Below are 22,898 nucleotides of genomic sequence, written 5' to 3'. Positions count from 1 at the left end.
ATGAATGCAATCACCGAAATCGCGCCGCTGTTCGAGATGCGCGGCATCTGCAAGAACTTCCCCGGGGTGAAGGCGCTGGACGATGTGTCGTTCGCCATCTACCCCGGCGAGGTGCACATGCTGCTGGGCGAGAACGGCGCCGGCAAATCGTCGCTGATGAAGGTGCTGTGCGGCGTCTACGTGGCCGATGCCGGCGAGTTCTATCACGACGGCAGCCCGGTGGCGATCACCAGCCCGGCCGACACCATGCGCCTGGGCATCGCGGTGATTTTCCAGGAGTTCTCGCTGGTGCCCTACCTGGACATCGCGCAGAACATCTTCCTGGGCCGCGAGCCGCGCGGGCGCATTCCCGGCTCCGTCGATGCCGCCAGGATGCACGCCGAAGCGCGCCGCATCCTCGATATCCTGGGCATGGAGGTGAGCACCCGCACGCCGGTGCATGCGCTGGGCGTGGCCCAGCAGCAGATGGTGGAGATCGCCAAGGCGCTGTCGCAGAACGCGCGCATCCTGGTGCTGGATGAGCCCACCGCGGCGCTGTCCGACCGCGAGACGGAGAAGCTGTTCGCCGTGATCGCGCGGCTCAAGGCCGATGGCGTGTCGATGATCTATATCTCGCACCGCATGGCGGAGGTCTTCGCGCTGGGCGACCGCATCACCATCTTGCGCGACGGCCGCAAGGTAGGCGCCTGCCTGCCCGGCGACGCGACCCCGGACGAGCTGGTGGCGCGCATGGTCGGGCGCAAGGTCGACATGAGCTACAGCCGCGAGCGCAGCGCGCAACTGGGCGAAGTGGCGCTGGATGTGCGCAACGTCAGCGCGGACAGCGGCATCGCGGATATCAACCTGCAGGTGCGCGCCGGCGAGATCGTGGGGCTGGCCGGGCTGGTGGGCTCGGGCCGCAGCGAGGTGGCGCGCGCCGTGTTTGGCGCGGACCCGATCCGGCAGGGCGAAATCCACATCTCTGGCAAGCGTCTCACCGGCGGCCCGGACCGCGCTCGTGAACTGGGTGCCGCGCTGATTCCGGAAAGCCGCAAATCGGAGGGGCTGGCGCTGATCCGCACGGTGCGCGACAACCTGCTGCTGGCCGGCTTGCAGCGTGCCTTTCCCGCGCGCTGGTATCGCGCGGACAAGGCCGAGGCGCTGGCCGAGCGCGAGATCGCGCGGCTGCGCATTGCCACGCCCGACGGCAACCAGCTGGCGCAGTTCCTCTCCGGCGGCAACCAGCAAAAGATCGTGATCGGCAAATGGCTGGTCGCCGAAGCGAAGCTGTTTATCTTCGACGAGCCCACGCGCGGCATCGACGTAGGCGCCAAGGCCGAGATCTTTGCCCTGATCGACAGCCTGGTGAAGCAGGGCGCCGGCGTGCTGCTGATCAGCTCCGAACTGCCGGAGATCATCAATGTCTGCGACCGCACCTATGTCATGCGCGGCGGGCGCATCGCCGGCGAAGTCGCCCATGGCGAGATGACCGAAGAACGCATTCTGCAACTGGGGATGAATGATGCTTGATACCAACGCACTACCGCGGCCGCTCGGCCTGTCCATCGGCAAGGTGCCCGGATCGGTCTGGGTGCTGCTGCTGCTTTCGCTGGGCTTCAGTGTGACGGGCTCGGGCTTCCTGAGCGTGGAGAACCTGCTGAACATCGGCACGCAATCCACCATCCTGCTGCTGATCGCCTTGCCGATGACGCTGATCATCATGACCGAAGGGCTGGACCTGTCGATGGGCGCCGTGCTGACGCTGTGCGGCGTGGTGCTGGCGATGGTGATGGTGGCCACGGAATCGCTGCCCCTGGCCTTGGGCGCGGCGCTGCTTACCGGGCTGGCGTTCGGCCTGCTCAACGGTGCGCTGGTGTCGTGGCTGGAGATCCCGCCGTTCGTGGCCACGCTCGGCACGCTGGGCGCCGCGCAGGGGCTGGCGCTGGTGGCCACCGATGGCCAGAGCGTGACCGGCATCGGCGACACGATTCCGCTGATCTACGCCGGGCAACTGCTGGGCGTGCCGCTCCCGGTCTGGATCGCGGTGGTGTTCTACGGCCTGTTCCACTGGCTGCTCTACCACACCCGCTTTGGCGCCTATGTGTTCGCGCTGGGCGGCAACCGCGAGGCGCTCAAGTTCTCCGGCGTGCGCATCAATGTCTATCTGATCGCCGTCTATGCGCTGGGCGGGCTGATGGCGGGCGTGGCCGCGCTGCTGCTCACGGCGCGCATGAATGCCGGGCACCCCACGGCGGCCATCGGGCTGGAGTTCGACGCCATCGCCGCGGTGGCGGTGGGCGGCACCACCTTCGACCGCGGCAACGGCTGGCTGCCCGGCACGGTGCTGGGGGTGCTGGCGGTGGGCGTGCTGCGCAACGGGCTCAACCTGGTGGGCGTGCAGTCGTCGGTGCAGGTGGCGGCCATCGGGCTGCTGGTGCTGGTGGTGCTGCTGATCGAATCGTTCAAGGGGAAAGCATGAACACGGCGACTCTGTTCCCGCCACTCTCGGCGGATGCCCGCTCGTTTGCCTACCGGCTGTTCGCGCTCGGCCTGCTGTGCCTGCTGCTGGCGGTGGCATCCGATGCGTTCCTGACGCTGGGCAACATCCTCAACGTGCTGCGCCAGGCCAGCCTGCTGTTCCTGCTGGCGTCAGGCGTGACGCTGGTGATCCTGACCGGCGGGCTGGACTTGTCGGTGGGCGCCAACGTGGCCATGTCGGCTTGCGTGGCGGCCACCGTGATGAAGGCCACCGGCTCCACCATGCTCGGCGTGGGGGCGGGGCTGGGCACCGGCGCCCTGATCGGGCTGGCCAACGGCCTGCTGGTGGCCATGCTGCGCATCCCGCCATTCATTGCCACCTACGGCATGTTGTGGGTGCTGCACGGCGTCACCTACTGGTTCATGGCGGGCGAGACCATCCACGGCTTTCCACCAGCGTTTCGGGCGATCGGCAGCGGCTACCTGTGGGGCGTGCCCATTCCTGTCTACCTGATGCTGGCGTTCCTGGTGGCGGGCACCGCCATGTCGCAGAAGACCACCTATGGCCAGGAGATCTACGCCATCGGCGCCAATCCCGTCGCGGCCCGGCTCTCCGGCGTGCCCGTCAAGCGGCGGCTGGTGCTGGTGTACCTGGTGAGCGGCGCCATGGCCGGCATCGCCAGCCTGGTGTTCCTGGCGCGGCTCAACTCGGCCGAGGGCGACATTGGCGAGGCGCTGACGCTGCCCGCCATCGCCGCGGTGCTGATCGGCGGCACCTCGCTGTTCGGCGGCGTGGGCCGGGTATCCGGCACGCTGGTCGGCGCCATCATCCTCACGCTGGTGCTCAACGGCATGAACCTGCTCACCGTCAGCGCCAACTGGCAACCGCTGGTGACGGGCGTGATCGTGGTGCTGGCGGTATTCCTGGATACGCTGTCGCGCAAGCGGCTGGGCGTGAGGTCTTAGCTCGACGTCGTCAAACAAGGCCGTCAAACAAGGTCGTCAATCGAGGTGGCAGCTTTTCATCAAAGACAAAGGAGACAACATGAACGTACGTAACCTGAAGAATTTGGCCGGCCTGCTGGCCCTCGGCATCCTGGCCGCACCGGCCCACGCGGACGGTGAACGCATCGCGGTGTTCACCAAGAACCAGACCAACCCGTTTTTCCAGGTCGTGCGCCAGGGCGCGGACGCCGCGGCCAAGAGCATGAACGCGCGCGTCACCCACTACATCCCCACCAAGCCGGACAGCATCCCGGAGCAGATGAGCCAGATCGAGGACGTGATCGTCAAGAAGGCCGACGCCATCGTCTTCGTCCCGGTGGACTACAAGGCCATGGGGCCGGGCGTGAAGAAGATCAACGCGGCCAACATCCCGGTGGTCAACGTGACCGACAAGAGCGACGTGGGCAACTTTGTCTCCTTCGTCGGCGCCAGCGACTACGACCTGGGGCTGAAGACCGCCACGCACCTGTTCAAGGCCATGGGCGGCAAGGGCAATGTGGTGTTGCTGGAAGGCATCAAGGGCTCGCTGACCAATATCGACCGCGTCAAAGGCATGCACGACGCGCTCAAGGCCTTCCCCGGCATCAAGCTGGTGGCCTCGCAGCCGGCCAACTACCAGCGCCTGCAGGCCCTGCAGGTGATGGAAAACCTGATGCAGTCGTACCCGCAGATCGACGGTATCTTTGCCGCCAACGACGCCATGGCCATCGGCGCGATCGAGGCGCTGCAGGGCGCCAACCGCAAGGCGCTGGTGTCCGGCATCAACGGCACGCAGGAGGCCATCGACGCGATCAAGGCCGGCACCATGCTCGCCACCGGTGACTACAATGGATTTGCCCAGGGTTGCCTGGGCATGACCGCCGCCATCCGCAAGCTGCGCGGCATGCCGGTCACGCAGAGCATCGTGCTGCCGGCCACGGTGGTGGACAAGACCAACTACCAGTCGATCGACATCCCGGTGAGCAAGCGTGCCTGCCCGCGTTGGGAAGATGCCACCAAGGCCTGATCCTGATGTCCGCAAGAGCGTCCGCAAGAGCATCCACAATACCGCCCGCGGGAACAACCACAAGAGAACACCCATCATGCGCAACCTAGACGAAGAGACCATCACACAGGCCGTGCTGGCGCGGCATGCCGACATGCCCAACGGGCGGCTGAAGGAGATCATGACCAGCCTGGTCCAGCATCTCCACGCCTTTGCCCGCGAAGTGCATCTCACCGAGGCCGAATGGGCCGAAGGCATCAAGTTCCTGACCGAGGTCGGCCACACCTGCACCGGCAGCCGGCAGGAGTTCATCCTGCTGTCCGACACGCTCGGCCTGTCCACGCTGGTCACCGCGCAGAACCACAAGAAGCCGCGCGGCTGCACCGAGGCCACGGTGTTCGGGCCGTTTTACGTGGACGACGCGCCAGAGTACGAACTGGGCGCCGACGTAGCCAACGGCATGACCGGCGAGCCCTGCTATGTCAGCGGCAAGGTCAAGAGCGTGACGGGCGAGGCGGTGCCGAACGCGCGGCTGGAAGTTTGGCAGGCGGATTCGGAGGGCTTCTACGATGTGCAGCAGGCGGGCCTTGATGGCCACCAAGGCCGCGGCACGCTGAAAGCCGACGAGAATGGCGGCTTTCACTTCAAGTCGATCGTTGCCGAGTGCTACCCGATTCCGCACGATGGCCCGGTGGGCCGCATGCTCGAGGCCATGGGGCGCCATCCGTGGCGTCCCGCGCACCTGCACTTCATGATCTCGGCGCCGGGGTTCGAGACGCTCATCACCCATGTGTTCCGCGAGGGCGGCGAATACCTGGATTCCGACGCGGTCTTCGGCGTGCGCAGCTCGCTGATCGGGGACTGGGTGCGCAACGAAGCCGGCCCCGCCCCGGACGGCACGTCATCGGCCACGCCGTTTTACACGCTGGATTTCGATTTCATTCTCAACCCGGCACCGGCAGTGCCGGCGCCATCCCGGAGGTAGGCCTCATGCTGTTCGTATTCCATCTTCTCGACAAGCCCGGCACCGGCGAACTGCGCGCCCGCGTGCGCCCGGAGCACAAGATCTATCTCGGCGCCAAGGCCGACAGCATCGCCTTCGCGGGCCCGCTGCTGGCGCAGGACGGCACCACCATGGCCGGCAGCCTGCTGGTGATCGATTTTCCGTCGCTTGCCGAGGCCAAGGCGTGGCTGGCGGGCGAGCCCTTTACGCAGGCCGGCGTCTATGGGCAATCGACCGTGCATGGCTTTAGCAACCTGTGGCCGCAGAAGGTTGGTTTCCCGCCGGCCTGACGTTGGCTGCGCATCAAGAACATCAGGAACATCAGCCAAGATCCGCCAAGATCGGCAAAGGGAGAAATCGTGTCCATCGTCAAACACATCGTGATGTGGAACCTGCGCGGAGAAACCGACGTCGACAAGCAGGACGCCGTGGCGCGGCTCAAGCTTGCGTTCGAAGGGCTTCGGGGCCGTATCCCCGGAATGCGCCACCTGGAAGTCGGCGTGGACTCGAGCAAGGTCAACTACGCCTGCGACGTGGTCCTGTACTCCGAGTTCGAATCGCAAAAGGCGCTGGAGGGGTACGCCACCCACCCGGAGCACCTGCGGGTGAAGGAGGAACTGGGTGACTTGCGCATTGCACGGCACCAGGTGGACTACGAGCCGTCGGCGTGAATGTCCGGCGGCTGCGGGCAGCTTTGCCGCGTCCATGCGAAAATCTACCCCGGCCTGCGCCGATACCGGCAGGCCGATGGGATGAACGCCGGATGCCCGGCCGTTCAAAACGATAATTCGCGCGCGCCAGACAGTTCTCCCCGGACCCGTCTCTCGCGACGCCAAGTGGAGACAGGACATTCCTATGGGCATCACAGAACTTCTGGCGCAGCCGATCGGCAACCTCGCGGACTGCGTCCGCCTGCACGCCGCCGAGCGGCCCGGACATGTCGCGGTCGTCGACAGCCGCGGCTCGCTTACCTATGCCGAATTCGACGCGCTGGCCGACCGCGTTGCCAGCGCCTTGCAACGCGACGGCCTGCAGCCCGGCGCCTCGCTCGCCATCTGCGCGGCAGCGTCCATCGAATACGCCGCTATCCTGATCGGCGGCCTGCGCGCCGGCGTTGCCCTGGTGCCGCTCGCCCCGTCCTCCACGCCGGCAAGCCTGGCTGGCATGGTCGAAGACTCCGACGCCCGGGTGCTCTTTGTCGACGCGGACGTCCTGCGCGAGATCGCGCCGGTGAAGGACAACATCCAGGCCCGCCTCATCGGTTTGGCCGACGCCCCCGCCGGCCTCGCGTTCGAAGCCTGGCTGGCCCCGCACGGCAGCCGCCCGCAAGCGCATTCCATCGCGCCGCAACAGGTGTTCAACATCATCTACTCCTCGGGCACGACCGGCACGCCCAAGGGCATCGTGCACGCCCACGCCCTGCGCTGGAACCAGATCCGCCGTGTCCAGGAATCCGGCGGCTACGGCCCCGACGCCGTCACGCTGATCTCCACGCCGCTGTACTCCAACACCACGCTGGTGAGCTTCATCCCCACGCTGGCGCTCGGCGGCACCGCCGTGCTGATGCCTAAGTTCGACGCGCAGCGCTATCTGCAACTGGCCGCGCAGCACCGCGTCACGCACAGCATGCTGGTGCCGGTGCAATACCAGCGCCTGATGGCGCGCGCGGACTTCGGTGACTACGACCTGTCGTCGTACCGGATGAAGTTCTCCACCAGCGCGCCGCTTTCCGCCGCGCTGAAGGCAGAGATCCTCAAGCGCTGGCCCGGCGGCCTGGTCGAGTACTACGGCATGACCGAAGGCGGCGGCAGCTGCGTGCTGGCCGCGCACGAGTTCCCCAACAAGCTCCACACCGTGGGCAAGCCCATGGAAGGCCATGACATCCGCCTGATCGACGACGACGGCCATGAAGTGCCCGTGGGCGAGATCGGCGAAGTCGTCGGCCATTCCAACGCCATCATGGCCGGCTACCACAAGCAACCGGAGAAGACGAGCGCGGCCGAATGGCGCGACGCCACCGGCAAGCTCTTTATCCGCACCGGCGACGTTGGCCGCTTCGACGAAGACGGCTTCCTCACGCTGATGGACCGCAAGAAGGACATGATCATCAGCGGCGGATTCAACATCTATCCCAGCGATCTCGAAGGGATCCTGCAGCAGCATCCGGACGTGCTGGATTGCGCGGTGGTTGGCGTGCCCTCGCAGCGATGGGGCGAAACGCCGGTGGCATTTGTGGTTCGGCGCGATGGTGCCACGGTGTCTGATGACGCCTTGATGGCCTGGACCAACGAGCAGGTTGGCAAGACGCAGCGGCTCGCCGTGCTGGAACTGGTGGATGTGCTGCCGCGCAGTGCGATCGGGAAGGTGCTCAAGCGGGAACTGCGGGACGGGTTCCGGCCCGGACGGCCGCTGGATTGACGCAAGCGGGCGGGGGCGCGCCCCCGTCGCCAGCGATTGCGCTACTTTTTCCGTGCGCCTTGCCCTGGCCTTTTCACGTCGCCAGCCTGCGGCCACAACGGCGAGCTCACCGAGAAATCCGCCTCGTCCATCGTGATCGCCTTCAGCGACCGGACCACGGCACGCGTGTCCCCCGTGCGCCACTGGAAATAGTAGGACAGGTTGTGCGGCGCCGGCGTGCTCGTCAGCTCCGCCAGCTTGCCGGCGCGCACAAACGGCTCCACATAGGACTGCGGGAACAGGCTGATCCCCACGCCCGCCATCACCATGGCAATCAGGGCCGACAGGCTGTTGCAGACCAGCGCCCTGGGAATCTCCAGCCTCTGCGCCGCCGCCCATTTCTCGAAGGCCTGCGTCAGGCCCGCTTGCGCGCTGAGCATGATCACAGGGTGCTCGGTGAAGTGCCGGGGCGTGAGGACAGTGCCGCAAGCCAGCCGCTGCGGCGCCGCCATCCACTTGTACGCCAGCTCGCCGACCTTCTCCTGTGACAGGTTGGGCGAGGTGCAGGGGCCGGGGATGATCGCGAAATCCAGCTCGCCGCGCTCCAGCTTGCGCTCCAGCTTGAGCGTCAGGTCCACCTGCGGCTCCAGCACCAGGTTCGGGTGCAGCTGGCGCACCCGCGCGACCAGGCTGGGAAACCACGTGGACGCCACCAGCTCGCTGATGCCGAAGCGGCAGCTCCCGCGCAGCGCGCTTGCCATGTCCAGGTCCGCGCGGATGCGGCTTTCGATGTCGAGGATCTGGGCGGCATGCTCAAGCAGGCGCTCGCCCGCGTCGGTGATCACCGAGCGTTGCCCGGTGCGGTCGAACAAGGCCTTTCCCAGATCGTCTTCCAGCTCGGCGATGCGCTTTGACAGCGATGACTGCGTGACATGCAGGCGCGCGGCGGCGACGGAAAAGCTGCCGAGTTTCGCGGCCCAGTAGAACGCTTCGAGTTGCTTGAGTGTCATGGCGATGCCTTGGCCTGGCGCTGCCTTTGCTGCCCGGCCCGCGTGCGGTCATTCCAAAATCTCACCGGGGGACGTGAGGATTTGTCGCTTTCTTCCCGCGCGGGAGGTACGTATCGTCTGGCCATTGTCAATATCGGCTGGGAGAGGGAAAGATCATGCGGCACGGGCTCAAGGCATGCAAGGCATGCAAGGCGGATTACGCAATCCACACGCTGGGCGCGATGCTTTTGTTCGCAACGGGCATGGCGGCGACTCCGGCCAGGGCGCAATGGCCCAGCGATCATCCCATCCAGGTCTATGTCGGGTTTGCCGCCGGCGGCGGCACCGATACCATGGCGCGCACGATGGCGCCGTTCATCCAGCGCTACCTTGGCGCAAACGCCAGCCTGGTGGTGCAGAACAAGCCTGGCGCCGCCAGCGAGATCTCCAACCTCAGCCTGATGCGCTCGGCGCCGGACGGCTACACCATTGGCGTGGTCAACCTGCCGGCCATGGCGTTCTCGCCGCTGTACCGCAAGACCAGCTTCGATCCGGCCGCGCTGCGGCTGGTCGCCCGGGTGCTGAGCGACCCGACCATCCTGGTGACGCGCAAGGATAGCCCGTACAACAACCTGAAGGACGTGGTGGCGGCGTTGAAGAAGACGCCGGCGTCGCTGTCGTTCGGCCACAACGGGGTCGGGACGAACGGGCACCTGGCGCTACTGCAATTGCAGAACGTGGCGGGCGTCAAGGTCACCGACGTCCCCTATAACGGGACGGCGCAATCCAAGACGGCTCTGTTTGGCGGGCATATCGATTTTGCGGCGGTCACCACGGGCGAACTGCAGGATGCGAGCAAGGAGGCCGTGCCGCTGAAGATCATCGCGCAGATGGGGGAGAAGCGAGCCGCTTCGCTGCCCGATGTGCCCACGGCCCGGGAGCAAGGCTTTGACGACGTGATGCCGGCCGAGCGGGGGATTGCGGTGCCCGCGGGCGTGCCGCCAGCCATCGTGGAGAAGCTGCGCGCGGCCATCCGAGCGACCCTCAAGGATCCGGAATACCTGAAAAAGGCCGGCAACGATGCGCCGGTGCTGGCCTACCTGCCGGGAGACGACTGGGCCCGGGAAATCGCCGCGCGCAAGCCCATGATGCGCAAGCTGGCCGACAGCATGCCCAAGGAGTGACCAGCCCCATGACTTCCCACCCATCCTCGCGATCCTAAGTCCATGCCACGCATTGCCCCGCCTCAAAAGACCGCATCCCTGCGCACCCTGCTGCAACGGGAATCGTTCGTCGTGGCGCCTGCCGTCCACGATATCTTCAGCCTGCGCCTGGTGGAGCAGGCGGGCTACCAGAGCGCCTGCATCAGCGGCGCCATGCTGTCGTACAGCCTGCTGGGTGTGCCGGACATCGGCCTGCTCACGCTGACGGAATGCGTGGAGCACTGCCGGCGGCTGACCCGCGCCTCATCCATTCCCATCACCGCCGATGCGGACGCCGGCTATGGCAACCCGCGCGGCGTCCACTACGCCGTGGAACTGTTCGAGGAAGCCGGCGCTGCCGGCCTGAACATCGAGGACCAGGTGGTACCAAGGCGCTGGGGCTCGGCGGCGGCCAAGGACGTGGTGCCGCTTGGCGAGATGCTCGCCAAGATCGACGCCGCGCAGCGCGCCAGGCGCGACAGCAACTTCATGATCATTGCCCGCACGGACGCATTTGCCTGCGAAACCACCGAGCAGGTCATCCTCCGGGCAAGGGCGTATCAGGCGGCGGGCGCCGATATGCTGCTGCCCATTGCGCCGCGCACCGAGGACGATATCGCCCGGCTGGTGCGCGCGCTGGATATCCCGGTGACGCTGAGCGCCGGGACCGGGCTGGCGCCAAGCCCGTCGGCCGCGAATGTGCCGCTGGAGCGGCTGCGCGAACTGGGGGTTCGCCGGGTTAGCCTGACCACGTTGTTGCCGGGCGCGGCGGTAGCCGGGATGCGGCGCAGCCTGGATGCCGTGCGCGGGGCGGGCAGCGATGACGGGACGGCGGCAGCGGGGGCGGCGAGCCTGAGGGCGCTGTTTGATGTGGCGGAGCAGATGGCTTTCGAGGATGCCCTGCTGCATTGACTGGAGACTGGCAATAGCGGGTTGACTGGGTTGGTTGGGTTGATATGCCCGCCAGGCCGTCTGCCTCCTGAGGCCGGCCTCGCCAACGATCCGGGGCGCCCTCCGAATCGACCGGGTCCGCGACGACGGTCGACCCAAGGCGCACACCCGGGGCAATCCACGTTTCTACCAGTCTCCATAGGCCGATACGATGCCACGCAGCAGCGCGTCGCGTTCTGCGCCAAGGTGGGCGCCGCTCGCGTCGCCCGCGGCATCCTTGCCGACAGCGGTATGCACCACCACCAGGTTCAATGCGGGATCTACGAAGATGGCCTGCCCGTAGACGCCCAGAAGGGCAAAGCGGCGGTGGCTGCCGGGCAGGATCCAGGTCTGCAGGCCATAACCGTAGTAGGTGCTGCCGTGGTACTGCATGTGGCCCGGCCGAAATGCTTCGGGTTGCCGTGTTGCATCCGTCATCGCGAGCAGGTGGTCGCGTGATACCACGGCGGTGCCCCTCACCAGTCCGTCGGCTGCCATCATCAGGCCCAGGCGGGCGTAGTCGTGCAGCGTGGCATTGAAGGCACCTTGCGCGAACACGTCCTGGTCGGCCGGATTCACCAGCCAGGTCGCCTGCGCTTGGGCGCCGATCGGCTTCCACAGCTTCTCATCGACGTAATCACAGAGCGTGCGGCGCGTGGCGCCGCGCAACACCAGCCCCAGGATTTGAGTCTGGGCCCCGGCATAGTTGAAGCGCTGTCCTTCGGGATCGCTGCGCGCCGTGATCAGCCGGGCGGCCTGGGCAACGCCAGCCCGGCGCACGGCATTGTTGAACCTGGCCCGGTCGTCGTGCTCCGAGTAGTCCTCGACAAACCGGGCGCCCGAGGACATGCGCATCAGATTCACGATTCGGGTCTGTCCGTACAGCGTGTCCTTGAGTTGGGGCGCGTAGGTCTCGGCGGTGTCATCGAGCGAGCGGATAAAGCCCTCTTCCTGCGCCTTGACGATCGCCAGCGCGGTAATCGTCTTGGCCATCGAGTTGGAGAGCATCCGCATGTCGGCGCTGCGCATGTAGTTGTAGCGTTCCGCGACAATCTCGCCGTCCTTCACAACCAGAAGTCCGGTCGCGCGCTGTCGCTGCATGTAGTCGTCCAGTGTCAGCTCGCGGCCATGAAAGCGGTAATGAAACGGTGTCTCGATGGCGGCCTTCTTCAGCGCAAGCGGATCGTTTGCCGGAGCGAGCGCACAGGACGGATTGAAGCTGTCCATTGCGCTGAACGAACCGACGAGATAGGGCTCCGTGTAGGCTTGCTTCAGGCTGCGAGCCGGTGGATAGCCCTCGGCCTTGCCCAGGGATGCTTCGTCGGGGGCGGTAGCGTTTGCGTTGACGGCGAGCAATGCAATCAGAGGGAAGCAGAGAAAGAAGGGCAGGCGAGCGATCGTCATCATGGCAGGAAGTCATTGCGATGGCAGCATATTCTCATGCCACCGATGCAGCACGGCGCCGCTAACTCTTGTCAGGTTCCATAGCTCGGCGTCCCCACCGCTTCACCCTTGCGCGCATCCGTGGTACTGTATAAACATACAGTATCAGGAAATTTCGTGTCAGTCCCCCCGGCTGAGCCGCACGCATCACATGACCGCCGAACTCTTCCCCATATCGCCCGATACGTCGGGCGATTCGCCTTTGGCGCAGCCGCCCGTGGCCGACCGGCAGGGGGCGCTGGACGCGCTGGAGCAACGCTATCCCGGCCTGTGGCGGGCGGGGCAGCTTGGCCATCTGGGCCGGGCGGGCAGCGTGCCGGCCTTGCCGACCGGCCATGACGCGCTCTCGGCCGAGTTGCCGGGCGGTGGCTGGCCGGTGGGCGCGCTCACAGAGCTGCTGGCCGACCCCGGCGCGGGCGAGTTGCGGCTGCTGCGCCCGGCGTTGCTGGCGCTGGCCGCGGCGCAGCGCCGGGTGGCGCTGATCGGGCCGCCGCACCTGCCCAATGCAACGTGCCTGGCCGAATGGGGTTTGCCGGCGCGCCAGTTGTACTGGGTGCGCCCGCCCGCTGGCGCGAGCCGGGCCGCGGCGCAGGCGGATGTGCTGTGGGCGGCGGAGCAGGTGCTGCGCAGCCAGGCCTTTGGCGGGGTGATGGTGTGGCTGCCCACGGCGCGTCCCGAGGCGCTGCGGCGCTTGCAGGTGCTGGCGCAGGCGGGAGACGCCGTGGTGTGGGCGTGCCGGCCGGCCAGCGTGCTGCGCGAGTCGTCGCCGGCGGTGCTGCGGCTGCTGTTGTCGCCGGCGCCGGGCAATGCCGTGTCGGTCACGTTCCACAAGCGGCGCGGCCCGGTGCGCGATACACCGCTGGTGCTGTCGCTGGGCGAGATGATGGCGGTCCCCGCCATGGCCACGCCGCCTGCGGCGCTGCAGGCCCCGTCGATGCCGGTCCCCCTGAATGCCCCGGTTTTCCAAGCCGTTGCGGGAGAGCAAGCCCATGTCGTACTGGATCGCGGTGCATCTGCCGCGCCTGTCGCTGGACGCGCTGCAGCCGAACTGGCCTGAGCCCGCCGCGCTCCACGCCTGCGCCGGACTGCTGCACCACAGCGTGCCGGTGGCCGTGATGGAGCGCGAGCGGGTGGTGCTGGCCAACGGCCCGGCGGTGGCGCTGGGCGTGCAGGCGGGGATGCGGCGGGGCGGCGTGCAGGCGTTGTCGGCGCAGGTGGTGCAACTGCAGCGCGAGCCGGCGGCCGAGGCGCAGGTGATGACGGCGCTGGCGCTGGCGCTGCTGCATTTCACGCCGCATGTCACGGTGCATCCCGATGCCGGGGTGGCTACCGTGATGATCGATGCAGGGGCCAGCCTGCGGTTGTTTGGCGGCCATCTAGCGTTGTGCCGGGCGGTGTATGCGCGGGTGCGGCGGCTGGGGGTGTTCCTGCAGCTGGGCTGCGGGCCGACGGCCTTCGGGGCGGCGTGGCTGGCGGCGCAGCCGCTGCGGCGGGATCGCCGGGGCGGGCTGGTGCGTCCGGCGCGGCGCGCGGTGGGGCCGCAGCGCATGGCGCGGCTGCTGGACCGGCTGCCGGTGGGCATGTTGCAAGGGCTGGCGGACGATGGCTGGCTCGATGGCATCGGCTGCCGGACCGTGGGCGAGGTGCGGGGCCTGCCGCGTGCCGGCCTGCGGCGCCGGCTGGGGCCGGACCTGCTGGCGCGGCTGGACCAGGCCTATGGCGAGGTGCCGGTGCGCTTTACGTGGTTCAGCGCGCCTGCCACCTTCTCGCAGCGCATGGAGCTGCCAGGCCGGACCGAATCCGTGCAGGGCGTGATGGCGGGCGCGCAGCGCTTGCTGCTGGCRCTGGCCGGCTGGCTGGCCGTGCAGCAGGCGGGCGTGACGCATCTTGTGCTGCGGCTGGAGCATGAGCGCTACCGGCTGGGTGCCCAGACGCAGGCAACGCCGGTGACGATCAGCCTGGCGCAGCCCAGCCGCGATCCGATGCATTTGTCCAAGCTGTTGCAGGAGCGGCTGGACAAGGTGCAGTTCCACGTGCCGGCGGTGAGCCTGCTGCTGGTGGTGGAATCGGTCCAGGCCTGCGTGCCGCAGAGCGATGCGCTGTTTCCCGAGCCAGGCGGCACGCCGGCGGAGCTGGGCCGCGTGCTCGATACGCTGATGGCGCGCCTGGGCCGGGAGAACGTGCTGCAACCGCAGCCGCTGGCCGACCACCGGCCCGAGCGCGCCAACCGCTGGTGCCCGGTGGACGAGATGCCTGCGCGCGCGCCGCGCGAGCCGGAGCGTGCTCCAGCGGGCATGCCGGAGCGTCCGCTGTGGCTGATGGCGCAACCCGTGGCGCTGACTGTGCAGCGCCATCGGCCTTGCTACGGCGGGCCATTGACGCTGCTCTCGCGGCCGGAGCGCATCGAATCCGGCTGGTGGGACGGCGCGCTGGCCACGCGCGATTACTTCGTTGCGCAACGGGCGGACGGGCTGCGCTGCTGGGTCTATCGCCAGCGCCCCGGGCGTGAGGAAAGCGGCGAGTACCGCTGGTTCCTGCATGGCTTGTTTGCCTGAGCGTTTGCCTGAATCTTTGCCATGTCGAGCCAGCCCGCCAACCCTTCATTCTCCGCTTTGCCGCCGGCGCTTTCCGCGCTGCTGCCGGCGTTGCCCGACTATGTGGAGCTGCATTGCATCTCCAATTTCACCTTCCTGGACGGGGCGTCGCATCCGGTCGAGCTGATCGAGCGCGCGTTTGCGCTTGGCTACCGCGGCCTGGCGCTGACCGACGAATGCTCGGTGGCGGGCACGGCCCGAGCGCACCATGCGCTGAAGGACCTGCGCGAACGCACCCGCGATGCGGCCGAGCGCAGCGCGGCGCGGTTGGCCGCCGGGCTGGGGGAGGATGAGGACGAGGCAGCGGAGGCGCCGGAGGAGGGCGACCACGAAGACGGCGAGCATCAAGGGGATGGCGAATTCCCCGCCGCGCCGGACGCCACCGCCACCGGGAGCGCCGATGAAGCCTTGCAGGCCCGCCTGCGCCGGCATGATCGCCTGCTTGACCTGGCCCGTGCCGCGCAGGATTTCCGCCTGCTGATCGGCAGCCGCTTTACGCTCACCGACCACGCGGGCCGGCCCGTGCTGCGGCTGGTGCTGCTGGCGCAGGACCGCGAAGGCTTCGGCAACCTGAGCGAGTTGATCACGCTGGGCCGCACGCGCGTGCAAAAGGGCACCTACGCGCTGCATCCCGACGACATCGCCGCGCCGCAGCCGGACCAGGCCCACCTGCGCGGCATGCCCGATTGCCTGGCGCTGCTGCTGCCTTCGTATTGCCCGGACCCCGCCGAGCTGCTGCGGCAGGCCCAATGGATGCGGCAGACGTTTGGCGAGCGCGGCTGGATCGCGCTCGAGCAATTGCAGGGCTATGCCGATGCCACGCACCGGCTGCGGCTGGAGCAAGCCGCGGCGCTGACCGGCGTGCCCCTGGCGGCATCCGGCGCGGTGACCATGCATGTGCGCTCGCGCAAGCCGCTGTCGGACGTGCTGAGCGCGATCCGCGTGGGCCAGCCCCTGGCCGAATGCGGCATGGCGCTGGCGCCCAATGCCGAGCAGCACCTGCGCATGCGCCAGCGCTTGTCGCGCCTGTACCCGCGCGAGGCGCTGGCGCAGACGTTGCGGGTTGCCGCCATGTGCGACTTCTCGCTGGCGTCGCTGCGCTACGAGTATCCGGAGGAGCTGGTGCCCCCGGGCGAGACGCCATTCAGCTACCTGCGCCGCGAGGCCATGAAAGGCGTGCTGCGGCGCTTCCCCAAAGGGCTCAAGCCCGAATGGCGCAAGCAACTGGCGGAGGAGCTCGCGCTGATCCGCGAGAAGCAGTACGAGCCGTTCTTTCTCACCRTGCACGACATCGTGCGCTTTGCCCGCGGCCGCGGCATCCTGTGCCAGGGCCGCGGCTCGGCAGCCAATTCGCTGGTCTGCTATTGCCTGTTCATCACCGAGGTCGATCCCGCTGATGCCAACCTGCTGTTCGGCCGTTTTCTCTCGCGCGAGCGCGACGAGCCGCCGGACATCGATGTGGACTTCGAGCACCAGCGGCGCGAAGAAGTCATCCAGTACATCTACGAGAAATACGGCCGCCATCGCGCCGCGCTGGCGGCGTCGCTGATCACCTATCGCTCGCGCAGCGCGCTGCGCGACGTGGGCCGGGCGCTGGGCATCGATGCCAGCGTGATCGAGCAGGTGGTCAAGGGGCAGGCATGGTGGGATGGCGGCAAGACCTTTCTGGAGCGCATTTCGCAGTACGGGCTGGACCCGGACGCGCCGGCGGTGCGGCAGTGGGCCAGCCTGACCGCGCAACTGCGCGGCTTTCCGCGCCATTTGTCGCAGCACGTGGGCGGCTTTGTGATTGCGCGGCACAAGCTGTCGCGGCTGGTGCCGATAGAGAACGCGGCCATGGAAAACCGCAGCGTGATCCAGTGGGACAAGGACGATCTTGAATCGCTGGGCCTGCTGAAGGTGGACGTGCTGGCGCTCGGCATGCTCTCGGCCATCCGCCGCGCGCTGGCGATGATCCCCACGCGCTCGGGCGCGCCGTACCGGATGGAAGACGTGCCCAAGGAAGATCCGAAAACCTACGACATGATCTGCGCGGCAGACACCATCGGCGTGTTCCAGGTGGAGTCGCGTGCGCAGCAGTCGATGCTGCCGCGCCTCTTGCCACGCAAGTATTACGACCTGGTGGTGGAAGTGGCSATCGTGCGGCCCGGCCCSATCCAGGGCGGCATGGTGCATCCCTACCTGAAGCGGCGCGAGCAGGAGCGGCGCACCGGCAAGCCGCCGGCGTACCACAACGACGTCATCGAGAAGGTGCTGGGCCGCACGCTGGGCGTGCCGATCTTCCAGGAGCAGGTGATGCAACTGGCCATCGACGCCGCCGGTTTTACGCCGGGGCAGGCCGACCAGCTACGCCGCTCCATGGCGGCGTGGCGGCGCAAGGGCGACCTGAAACAGCACCAGGATGCGCTGGTCAAGGCGCTCACCCGCAATAAGTACCCGGAGGCTTTTGCGCTAGCCATCTGCAAGCAGATCGAGGGCTTTGGCGAATACGGCTTCCCGGAAAGCCATGCCGCCAGCTTCGCCAAGCTGGTCTATATCAGCGCGTGGATCAAGTGCCACCATCCGGCGGTCTTCCTGTGCGCGCTGCTCAACAGCCAGCCGATGGGGTTCTACTCGGCGTCGCAACTGGTGCAGGATGCGCGCCGGCACCACGTGCGCACGCATCCGGTGGATGTGACGGTGAGCGGCTGGGAAAGCACGCTGGAGCATGCGGCCAGCGGTGTGCCAGCGCGCGCGCGCCAGCGCGCCCAGCCGGCGGTGCGGCTTGGCCTGAACCGCGTGAACGGCATGCGCGAGGCGGCGGCCGGGCGGATCGCGCTGGCCCGCGCCGAGGCGCCGTTCGCCAGCGTGGAAGACCTGGTGCTGCGCGCGCGGCTGGACCGGCACGACATCGATGCGCTGGCCGCGGCCGACGCGCTGGCCAGCCTCGCCGGGCATCGCCGCCAGGCGCGCTGGCAGGCCCGCGCCGCTGCGCTACAGGCCGCGCATCACGACCTGCTCGCCCAGGCGCCGCCGCCCGAGGGCGAGCTATCRCTGCCCGCGCCGCGCCTGGGCGAGGAGGTGGCGGCCGATTACGCCAGCACGGGCCTGTCGCTCAAGTCGCATCCGCTGGCGCTGCTGCGGCCGCGGCTGGCCGCGATGCACTACGCCACGGCGCAGGATTTGTCCCGCTGCGGCAACAACCGGCAGGTGCGTGCCTGCGGCATCGTCACGGTGCGGCAGCGGCCGTCCACGGCCGGCGGCACCATCTTTACGTCGATCGAGGACGAGACCGGCGCCATCAACGTGATCCTGTGGCCGGATCTGATCGAGCGCCAGCGCAAGGAAGTGCTGGGCGCGAAGCTGCTGGGGGTGATCGGCACGTGGCAGCGCCAGGGAGAGGTCAGGCACCTCGTGGCGCAGGAATTGGTGGACCTGAGCCCGCTGCTGGGCCGCCTGACGGTGTCCAGCCGCGATTTTCACTAGGGCGCGATTGGGGTGCAGTCGGGGCGTGACTGCGTGACCGCGCTACTGCGCGGGCGCCTCGTGCCCGAGCGCTTCGCCACGCCGTGCCCGGTTCATCTCCCCCTGCCAGCCGACCGCGCGCAGCAGCGCATAGCCGTGCTCGGTAATGCGCGGGCACCAGCGGTCGGCCGCGCATTCTTGCAGCGACACGAGGCCGCGTTCGAGCAGTGCTTCCAGGTCCACGGGATCGAGTTCCAGTCGATCCTGTACATCGTGGACCAGCAGCAAGGTGGCAAATTCGTGGGGGCTTAACATCGCCATCTCCTGGGGTTGAACATCCTGATCGCGCGGCCCGGCAGGGGCAGAACCGCCTACGGAAAGACAGCGCCAGGTGGCATTGGTTCAGGTGTTTCTTCTGCGCTTTGCCTGCCCGCCGCGCTGCGTTCGCGATCCCTTCGTTGTACGTCGGTTTTGCGTCTGTTTTGTGTCAGCCTGATCTCCGTTCCTTGCTGCACGCGCTGGTTCTACGCCCGTTTAGCGGGCATTCTGCACCCGCATTGTGCCTTTTCGGCCCCGCCCTTGTGCATGCGAAAAAAGCCGTGAAAACGCGCTTCAGTCAACGTTTAGCCAGCCGATACAAGACGCATGCAAGCGATTCTCTGGGATCTTCGTGGCCACTTTTCTCTCCCCCGCCGTGCGCCTGATGGCGCGCCTCACCATCACCCGCAAGCTGCTGTTGCTGGCCATCCTGTTCCTGATCCCGCTTGGCGGCGCGCTCTACGCGGTGCTGAGCCTGTCGGTGCAGACGATCCGCGCTTCGCAGGACGAACTGAGCGGCCTCGCCATCGTCGACCGTGCTCTCGATTTCATGCGCGAGACGCAGGTCCGTCGCGGCGCGGCCAATGCCGTGCTCGCTGGCAACGCTGCGTTTCGCGCGACGTTTGACGGTGCCGATGCGAAGGCAGCCGCACACCTTGGCGAGCTGGAGAAGCAAGCCGGCGAGGCCGCGCGCTTCGATGTCATGCCTGACGCACGCAAGCTGGAGCAGTCGTGGCAACGCATGCATGAAACGGGCCTGAACGCCACCGCCGGCGCGCTGTTCGGCATGCACAGCGCGCTGGTCAAGCAGACGCGGCTGTTTATCGGCGATGTGGCGGACCGCTCTTCGCTCGCGCTCGATCCCGACAGCGGCTCGTACTACGTGGTGACGCTGATGGTGGGGCAGATGCCCAAACTGGCCGAGCTGAGCGCGCTGGCGCGCGGCAGGGGCGCGGCCATCATCAGCCAGGGCGGATACGCTGATGCGGCGCAGCAAGCCGAGCTGGCCGCGCTGGGCGAGCAGATCCAGGACGGGCTGGAATCCGTGCGGCGCGACATCGATCGCGTGATGCGCGGCGCCCCGGCGTATCGCCCGCGGGTGCAAGGTGCGCTCGCGCAACTGGCAGTGATGGATACCTTCTACCGCACGCTGCAGGAAAAGATGCTCGGCAGCGGCGGCATCGCCATCGAGGCCAAGCCCTATTTTGACGAGGCGACGGCGGCCATCAACGCGGTCTCCTCGGTCAACAAGGCGTTTTCAGGGATTGCCCGCGACATGCTGGAGCAGCGCATCGCTGCCGAGATGCTGCAGCTCGAGGTGCTGGCCGGCGTCGCCCTGCTGGCCGTGGGCGCGGCGCTCTACCTGTTTGCCGGCTTCAGCCACGGCATGCGCGCCGACGTGCAGCAAGTGGCCAGCATGGTGGGACGGATCAACGCCGGCGACCTGGCCATCACGCTGGAGGTGCGCGGCAGCGACGAGCTGAGCCACGTCAAGCGGCACCTGCTGTCGCTGGTGGATACCTGGCGCGCGCTGATCGGCGATACCAAGGTCGGCGCGCAGAACGTGCTGGCGGCCGCCGGCGAGATCGCGCAAGGCAACCTGGACCTGTCGCAGCGCACGGAGGAGCAGGCCTCGTCGCTGCAGCAGACGGCCGCCAGCATGGAGCAGCTCACCGCGATCGTGCGGCAGAACGCCAGCAGCGCGGACCAGGCCAGCGCGCTGGCGGGCGAGGCCTGCGACATCGCCGTGGCCGGCGGGACCTCGGTGGGCCGCGTGCTGCGGACCATGGGCGAGATCGAAGCCGATTCCAGACGCATCGTCGACATCATCGCGGTGATCGACGGCATCGCGTTCCAGACCAACATCCTGGCGCTCAATGCCGCGGTGGAAGCGGCGCGCGCCGGCGAGTACGGGCGCGGCTTCGCCGTGGTGGCCACCGAGGTGCGCAGCCTGGCGCAGCGCGCCGGCAGCTCCGCCAAGGAGATCCGCACGCTGATCTCGCAGTCGGTGCAGCGGGTCGAGGCCGGCTCGGCGCTGGCGGGGGATGCCACCGCCACCATGGACAGCATCGTTGCCGCGGTCAAGCGCGTGACTGTCATGATGGACGAGATCAGCCGCGCGTCGCAGGAGCAGAGCAGCGGCATTGCCCAGGTCAACCAGGCCGTGACGCAGATGGATCAGGTCACGCAGCAGAACGCGGCGCTGGTCGAGCAGGCCGCCGCAGCGGCCGATGCGCTCAAGGAGCAAGCGCAGCGCATGGAGCGTTCGGTGGCGGTCTTCCGGCTGGATCCGGCGGTCGCCGCTTAGCGGCTATTTCAAAAAGATGCTGGCGTCGTTGCGCGGCCTTGGCCGTACCACTTGACTGTCCGCGGCCGCGCGCCTAGCCAGAACCGCTTCGCTTCATGTTGAAACAGCCTCTCAGGCGGAGTACGGCGGCGCGCTCAGCGCCGGTTGGCGATCCAGATGCCGGCCACGATGGCGCCCAGCCCGGCCGCGTGATACCAGCGCGGCCAGTCGCCCAGCAGCGCGGAAGACATCAGTGCGGCAAAGACGGGCGTGAGCGTGAAGAAGAACACCGGCAGCTGCGCCCCGGCGCGGGCAATCGCACGGTCCCAGGCAAAGTAGGCCAGCAGCGAAGGGATCGTGGCCACATACACCAGGATGCCGAGCGTCTTGCCGTTCCAGTGAATCGGCACGCTCCCCGATAGCAGCTCCCACGCAACGAACGGCACGCAGGCCGCCACGCCCGCCACGATCTGCGCAAACAGCAGCACGGCCAGCGGCAAGTCCGGGCGCTTCTTGCGCAGCAGCCAGGTGTAAGCGCTCCAGGTGATGGTGCCCGCCAGCATGAACAAATCACCCGCCACAAAATCCAGCTGGGCCAGCCGCCCGGGATCCCCGCGCAGCATCACCACGCCCACGCCGGCCAGGCAGAGCAGGGCGCCCACCACATGCCAGCCGCGCACCCGCTCGCGGAAGAACAGCGCGCCGATGATCAGCAGGAAGATCGGGGCGGAAGCGCCGATCAGCGTCACGTTGATCGGCGACGACGTGGTCAGCGCCAGGTACTGCATGGCGTTGTACACCGAGACGGAGAGCATGCCCATGGCGGCGATCACCCCGGCATGCTGGCGCAGCGTGGCGGCATGCTCGCGCACGCCCCGCCAGACATAGGGCGCGAGCAGCAGCCCGGCCAGCGCCCACCGGGCAAAGTTCAGCGTGATCGGCGGGATGGCGCCGGCGGCGTAGTGGCCGACGATGGCGTTGCCGGCCCAGCTCAGCGGCGGGAAGGTCAGCAGGCCAAGCGTGCCCCAGTCGAGCCGGGCGCGGCCGGCGGCGGAAGTGGTCATCGGAGGGTTGTCGTCCTGTTCGTATTCTTGTTGTTTTGTTTGTCTTGTTTTCCGCCGGCATTATGCCGCAGGCGTGAATTGCAAACGATTGTGACTGGCGTGTTGCTGGCGGATGCGTTGCGCTAGTCTTCCCATCATCCGGATACGAACTGTTACATAGCGCTGTGTTCCCGCTGTCAACACGCGCTGCCACCGGGCCGTTTTTACAGGCAACGCGCAAGTTGCGCGCCTCACCTGGAGATAGACATGAAGAAGGTACTCGCCATCCTGACCCTCGGACTCTTTGCTGCCGGTGCTTTCGCCCAGGCACCGGCAGCCGACGCCCCCAAGGCGCCTGCCAAGGTCGAAAAGAGCGCGCACAAGACCAAGACACACAGCAGCACCAAGCATACCAAGGCGGCAACGCCGGCCAAATCCGCCGCGCAGTAATGCGCGGGTTCAGGGTGCGCTCCGCTGGGGGCGCACCCCTTTTTCTTTTCTCCTGACGCCATGCACCTGATCTGGACCATACTTATCGGCTTCGTCGCCGGGCTCGTCGCGCGCGCCATTACCCCGGGCAACGGCCCTAGCGGGTTCTTCCTCACGGCCGCGCTTGGCATTGGCGGCGCGTTGGCGGCCACCTTTCTCGGGCAAGCCCTGCACTGGTATCGCCCGGGGCAGTCGGCAGGCTTTATCGGCGCCGTGGTGGGCGCGGTGATCCTGCTGCTGGCCTATCACCTGATCAGCAAAAAGAGCTAGGCCCCGAGCCGCTGATGGCCATACGCCAACAGCAAGAGCCGA

Annotated in this window: 20 protein-coding genes; 16 read left to right on the top strand and 4 right to left on the bottom strand. The window is 67.6% G+C overall.

The features are described from left to right. The 8 genes from AB4061_RS31240 to AB4061_RS31205 all read left to right on the top strand — a co-directional run bounded on the left by AB4061_RS31240 (nucleotide 1) and on the right by AB4061_RS31205 (nucleotide 7,868). A complete protein-coding gene (locus tag AB4061_RS31240) occupies nucleotides 1-1,509 on the top strand; it encodes a sugar ABC transporter ATP-binding protein (protein ID WP_441640088.1) in 1,509 nt (502 codons plus the stop codon). Further along, nucleotides 1,499-2,458 (top strand): ABC transporter permease, encoded by a 960-nt coding sequence (locus AB4061_RS31235; protein ID WP_441640087.1) that lies wholly within the window; start codon nucleotides 1,499-1,501, stop codon nucleotides 2,456-2,458. The genes AB4061_RS31240 and AB4061_RS31235 overlap by 11 nt, the downstream gene beginning before the upstream one ends. Continuing rightward, nucleotides 2,455-3,423, top strand: coding sequence for an ABC transporter permease (locus AB4061_RS31230; RefSeq protein WP_174423924.1), 969 nt, complete (start codon nucleotides 2,455-2,457; stop codon nucleotides 3,421-3,423). Before AB4061_RS31235 ends, AB4061_RS31230 begins: the two co-directional genes overlap by 4 nt. Nucleotides 3,424-3,502: 79 nt before the next feature. Further along, nucleotides 3,503-4,468 (top strand): sugar ABC transporter substrate-binding protein, encoded by a 966-nt coding sequence (locus AB4061_RS31225; protein ID WP_441640086.1) that lies wholly within the window; start codon nucleotides 3,503-3,505, stop codon nucleotides 4,466-4,468. Between the two features lie 76 nt (nucleotides 4,469-4,544). Then, nucleotides 4,545-5,432: an intradiol ring-cleavage dioxygenase gene (locus AB4061_RS31220; RefSeq protein ID WP_441640085.1), complete on the top strand. Its 888-nt coding sequence runs from the start codon at nucleotides 4,545-4,547 to the stop codon at nucleotides 5,430-5,432. A 5-nt stretch (nucleotides 5,433-5,437) separates the two neighbouring features. Then, nucleotides 5,438-5,740 (top strand): YciI family protein, encoded by a 303-nt coding sequence (locus AB4061_RS31215; protein ID WP_441640084.1) that lies wholly within the window; start codon nucleotides 5,438-5,440, stop codon nucleotides 5,738-5,740. Nucleotides 5,741-5,809: 69 nt separating this feature from the next. Continuing rightward, nucleotides 5,810-6,121, top strand: coding sequence for a Dabb family protein (locus tag AB4061_RS31210; RefSeq protein WP_441640083.1), 312 nt, complete (start codon nucleotides 5,810-5,812; stop codon nucleotides 6,119-6,121). A gap of 184 nt (nucleotides 6,122-6,305) precedes the next feature. After that, nucleotides 6,306-7,868 carry a class I adenylate-forming enzyme family protein gene (locus AB4061_RS31205; protein ID WP_441640082.1) on the top strand — a complete coding sequence of 521 codons (1,563 nt, stop codon included), beginning with the start codon at nucleotides 6,306-6,308 and terminating at the stop codon, nucleotides 7,866-7,868. A 41-nt stretch (nucleotides 7,869-7,909) separates the two neighbouring features. On the opposite strand, the gene AB4061_RS31200 is transcribed toward AB4061_RS31205, so the two are convergent. Further along, nucleotides 7,910-8,857, bottom strand: coding sequence for a LysR family transcriptional regulator (locus AB4061_RS31200; protein WP_441640081.1), 948 nt, complete (start codon nucleotides 8,855-8,857; stop codon nucleotides 7,910-7,912). Between the two features lie 242 nt (nucleotides 8,858-9,099). On the opposite strand from AB4061_RS31200, the gene AB4061_RS31195 reads away from it, so the two are divergent. Both AB4061_RS31195 and AB4061_RS31190 read left to right on the top strand, forming a co-directional pair. Next, complete coding sequence (locus tag AB4061_RS31195; RefSeq protein WP_441640080.1) at nucleotides 9,100-10,020, top strand: tripartite tricarboxylate transporter substrate binding protein; 921 nt, start codon at nucleotides 9,100-9,102, stop codon at nucleotides 10,018-10,020. A gap of 42 nt (nucleotides 10,021-10,062) precedes the next feature. Further along, nucleotides 10,063-10,950, top strand: coding sequence for an isocitrate lyase/PEP mutase family protein (locus AB4061_RS31190; RefSeq protein ID WP_441640079.1), 888 nt, complete (start codon nucleotides 10,063-10,065; stop codon nucleotides 10,948-10,950). Between the two features lie 165 nt (nucleotides 10,951-11,115). Here AB4061_RS31190 and AB4061_RS31185 read toward each other — a convergent pair whose 3' ends face one another. Continuing rightward, a complete protein-coding gene (locus AB4061_RS31185; protein ID WP_441640078.1) occupies nucleotides 11,116-12,375 on the bottom strand; it encodes a serine hydrolase domain-containing protein in 1,260 nt (419 codons plus the stop codon). 187 nt (nucleotides 12,376-12,562) lie between these two features. On the opposite strand from AB4061_RS31185, the gene imuA reads away from it, so the two are divergent. Genes imuA through AB4061_RS31170 form a run of 3 tightly spaced genes read left to right on the top strand, consistent with a single transcriptional unit; the run spans nucleotide 12,563 to nucleotide 18,470 of the window. Beyond that, nucleotides 12,563-13,468 carry a translesion DNA synthesis-associated protein ImuA gene (gene imuA / locus AB4061_RS31180; RefSeq protein ID WP_441640077.1) on the top strand — a complete coding sequence of 302 codons (906 nt, stop codon included), beginning with the start codon at nucleotides 12,563-12,565 and terminating at the stop codon, nucleotides 13,466-13,468. Beyond that, on the top strand, nucleotides 13,401-14,966 hold the full coding sequence (locus AB4061_RS31175; protein WP_441640076.1) for a Y-family DNA polymerase: 1,566 nt from the start codon (nucleotides 13,401-13,403) through the stop codon (nucleotides 14,964-14,966). Before imuA ends, AB4061_RS31175 begins: the two co-directional genes overlap by 68 nt. Before the next feature lie 21 nt (nucleotides 14,967-14,987). After that, entirely contained in the window at nucleotides 14,988-18,470 is a 3,483-nt protein-coding gene (locus AB4061_RS31170) for an error-prone DNA polymerase (RefSeq protein ID WP_441640075.1), read from the top strand. 42 nt (nucleotides 18,471-18,512) lie between these two features. Here the strand turns inward: AB4061_RS31170 and AB4061_RS31165 are convergent, their stop codons facing one another. After that, nucleotides 18,513-18,764: a hypothetical protein gene (locus AB4061_RS31165; RefSeq protein WP_441640074.1), complete on the bottom strand. Its 252-nt coding sequence runs from the start codon at nucleotides 18,762-18,764 to the stop codon at nucleotides 18,513-18,515. 355 nt (nucleotides 18,765-19,119) lie between these two features. Between AB4061_RS31165 and AB4061_RS31160 the strand changes: the two genes are divergently transcribed. Then, on the top strand, nucleotides 19,120-21,075 hold the full coding sequence (locus tag AB4061_RS31160) for a methyl-accepting chemotaxis protein (RefSeq protein WP_441640073.1): 1,956 nt from the start codon (nucleotides 19,120-19,122) through the stop codon (nucleotides 21,073-21,075). A gap of 134 nt (nucleotides 21,076-21,209) precedes the next feature. Here the strand turns inward: AB4061_RS31160 and AB4061_RS31155 are convergent, their stop codons facing one another. Further along, entirely contained in the window at nucleotides 21,210-22,118 is a 909-nt protein-coding gene (locus AB4061_RS31155) for a DMT family transporter (RefSeq protein ID WP_441640072.1), read from the bottom strand. 246 nt (nucleotides 22,119-22,364) lie between these two features. Here AB4061_RS31155 and AB4061_RS31150 point away from each other — a divergent pair, with 246 nt between their 5' ends. Together AB4061_RS31150 and AB4061_RS31145 are read left to right on the top strand one after the other, a co-directional pair. Beyond that, nucleotides 22,365-22,547 carry a hypothetical protein gene (locus AB4061_RS31150; protein ID WP_441640071.1) on the top strand — a complete coding sequence of 61 codons (183 nt, stop codon included), beginning with the start codon at nucleotides 22,365-22,367 and terminating at the stop codon, nucleotides 22,545-22,547. A gap of 60 nt (nucleotides 22,548-22,607) precedes the next feature. After that, entirely contained in the window at nucleotides 22,608-22,856 is a 249-nt protein-coding gene (locus AB4061_RS31145; RefSeq protein WP_017230370.1) for a GlsB/YeaQ/YmgE family stress response membrane protein, read from the top strand. Nucleotides 22,857-22,898: the final 42 nt, after the last annotated feature.

Source organism: Cupriavidus sp. YAF13 (genome assembly GCF_052113425.1).
Classification (GTDB): domain Bacteria; phylum Pseudomonadota; class Gammaproteobacteria; order Burkholderiales; family Burkholderiaceae; genus Cupriavidus.
The sequence above is the reverse complement of the archived record's forward strand: the minus strand, read 5'-3'. Positions and strand labels throughout refer to the sequence as shown.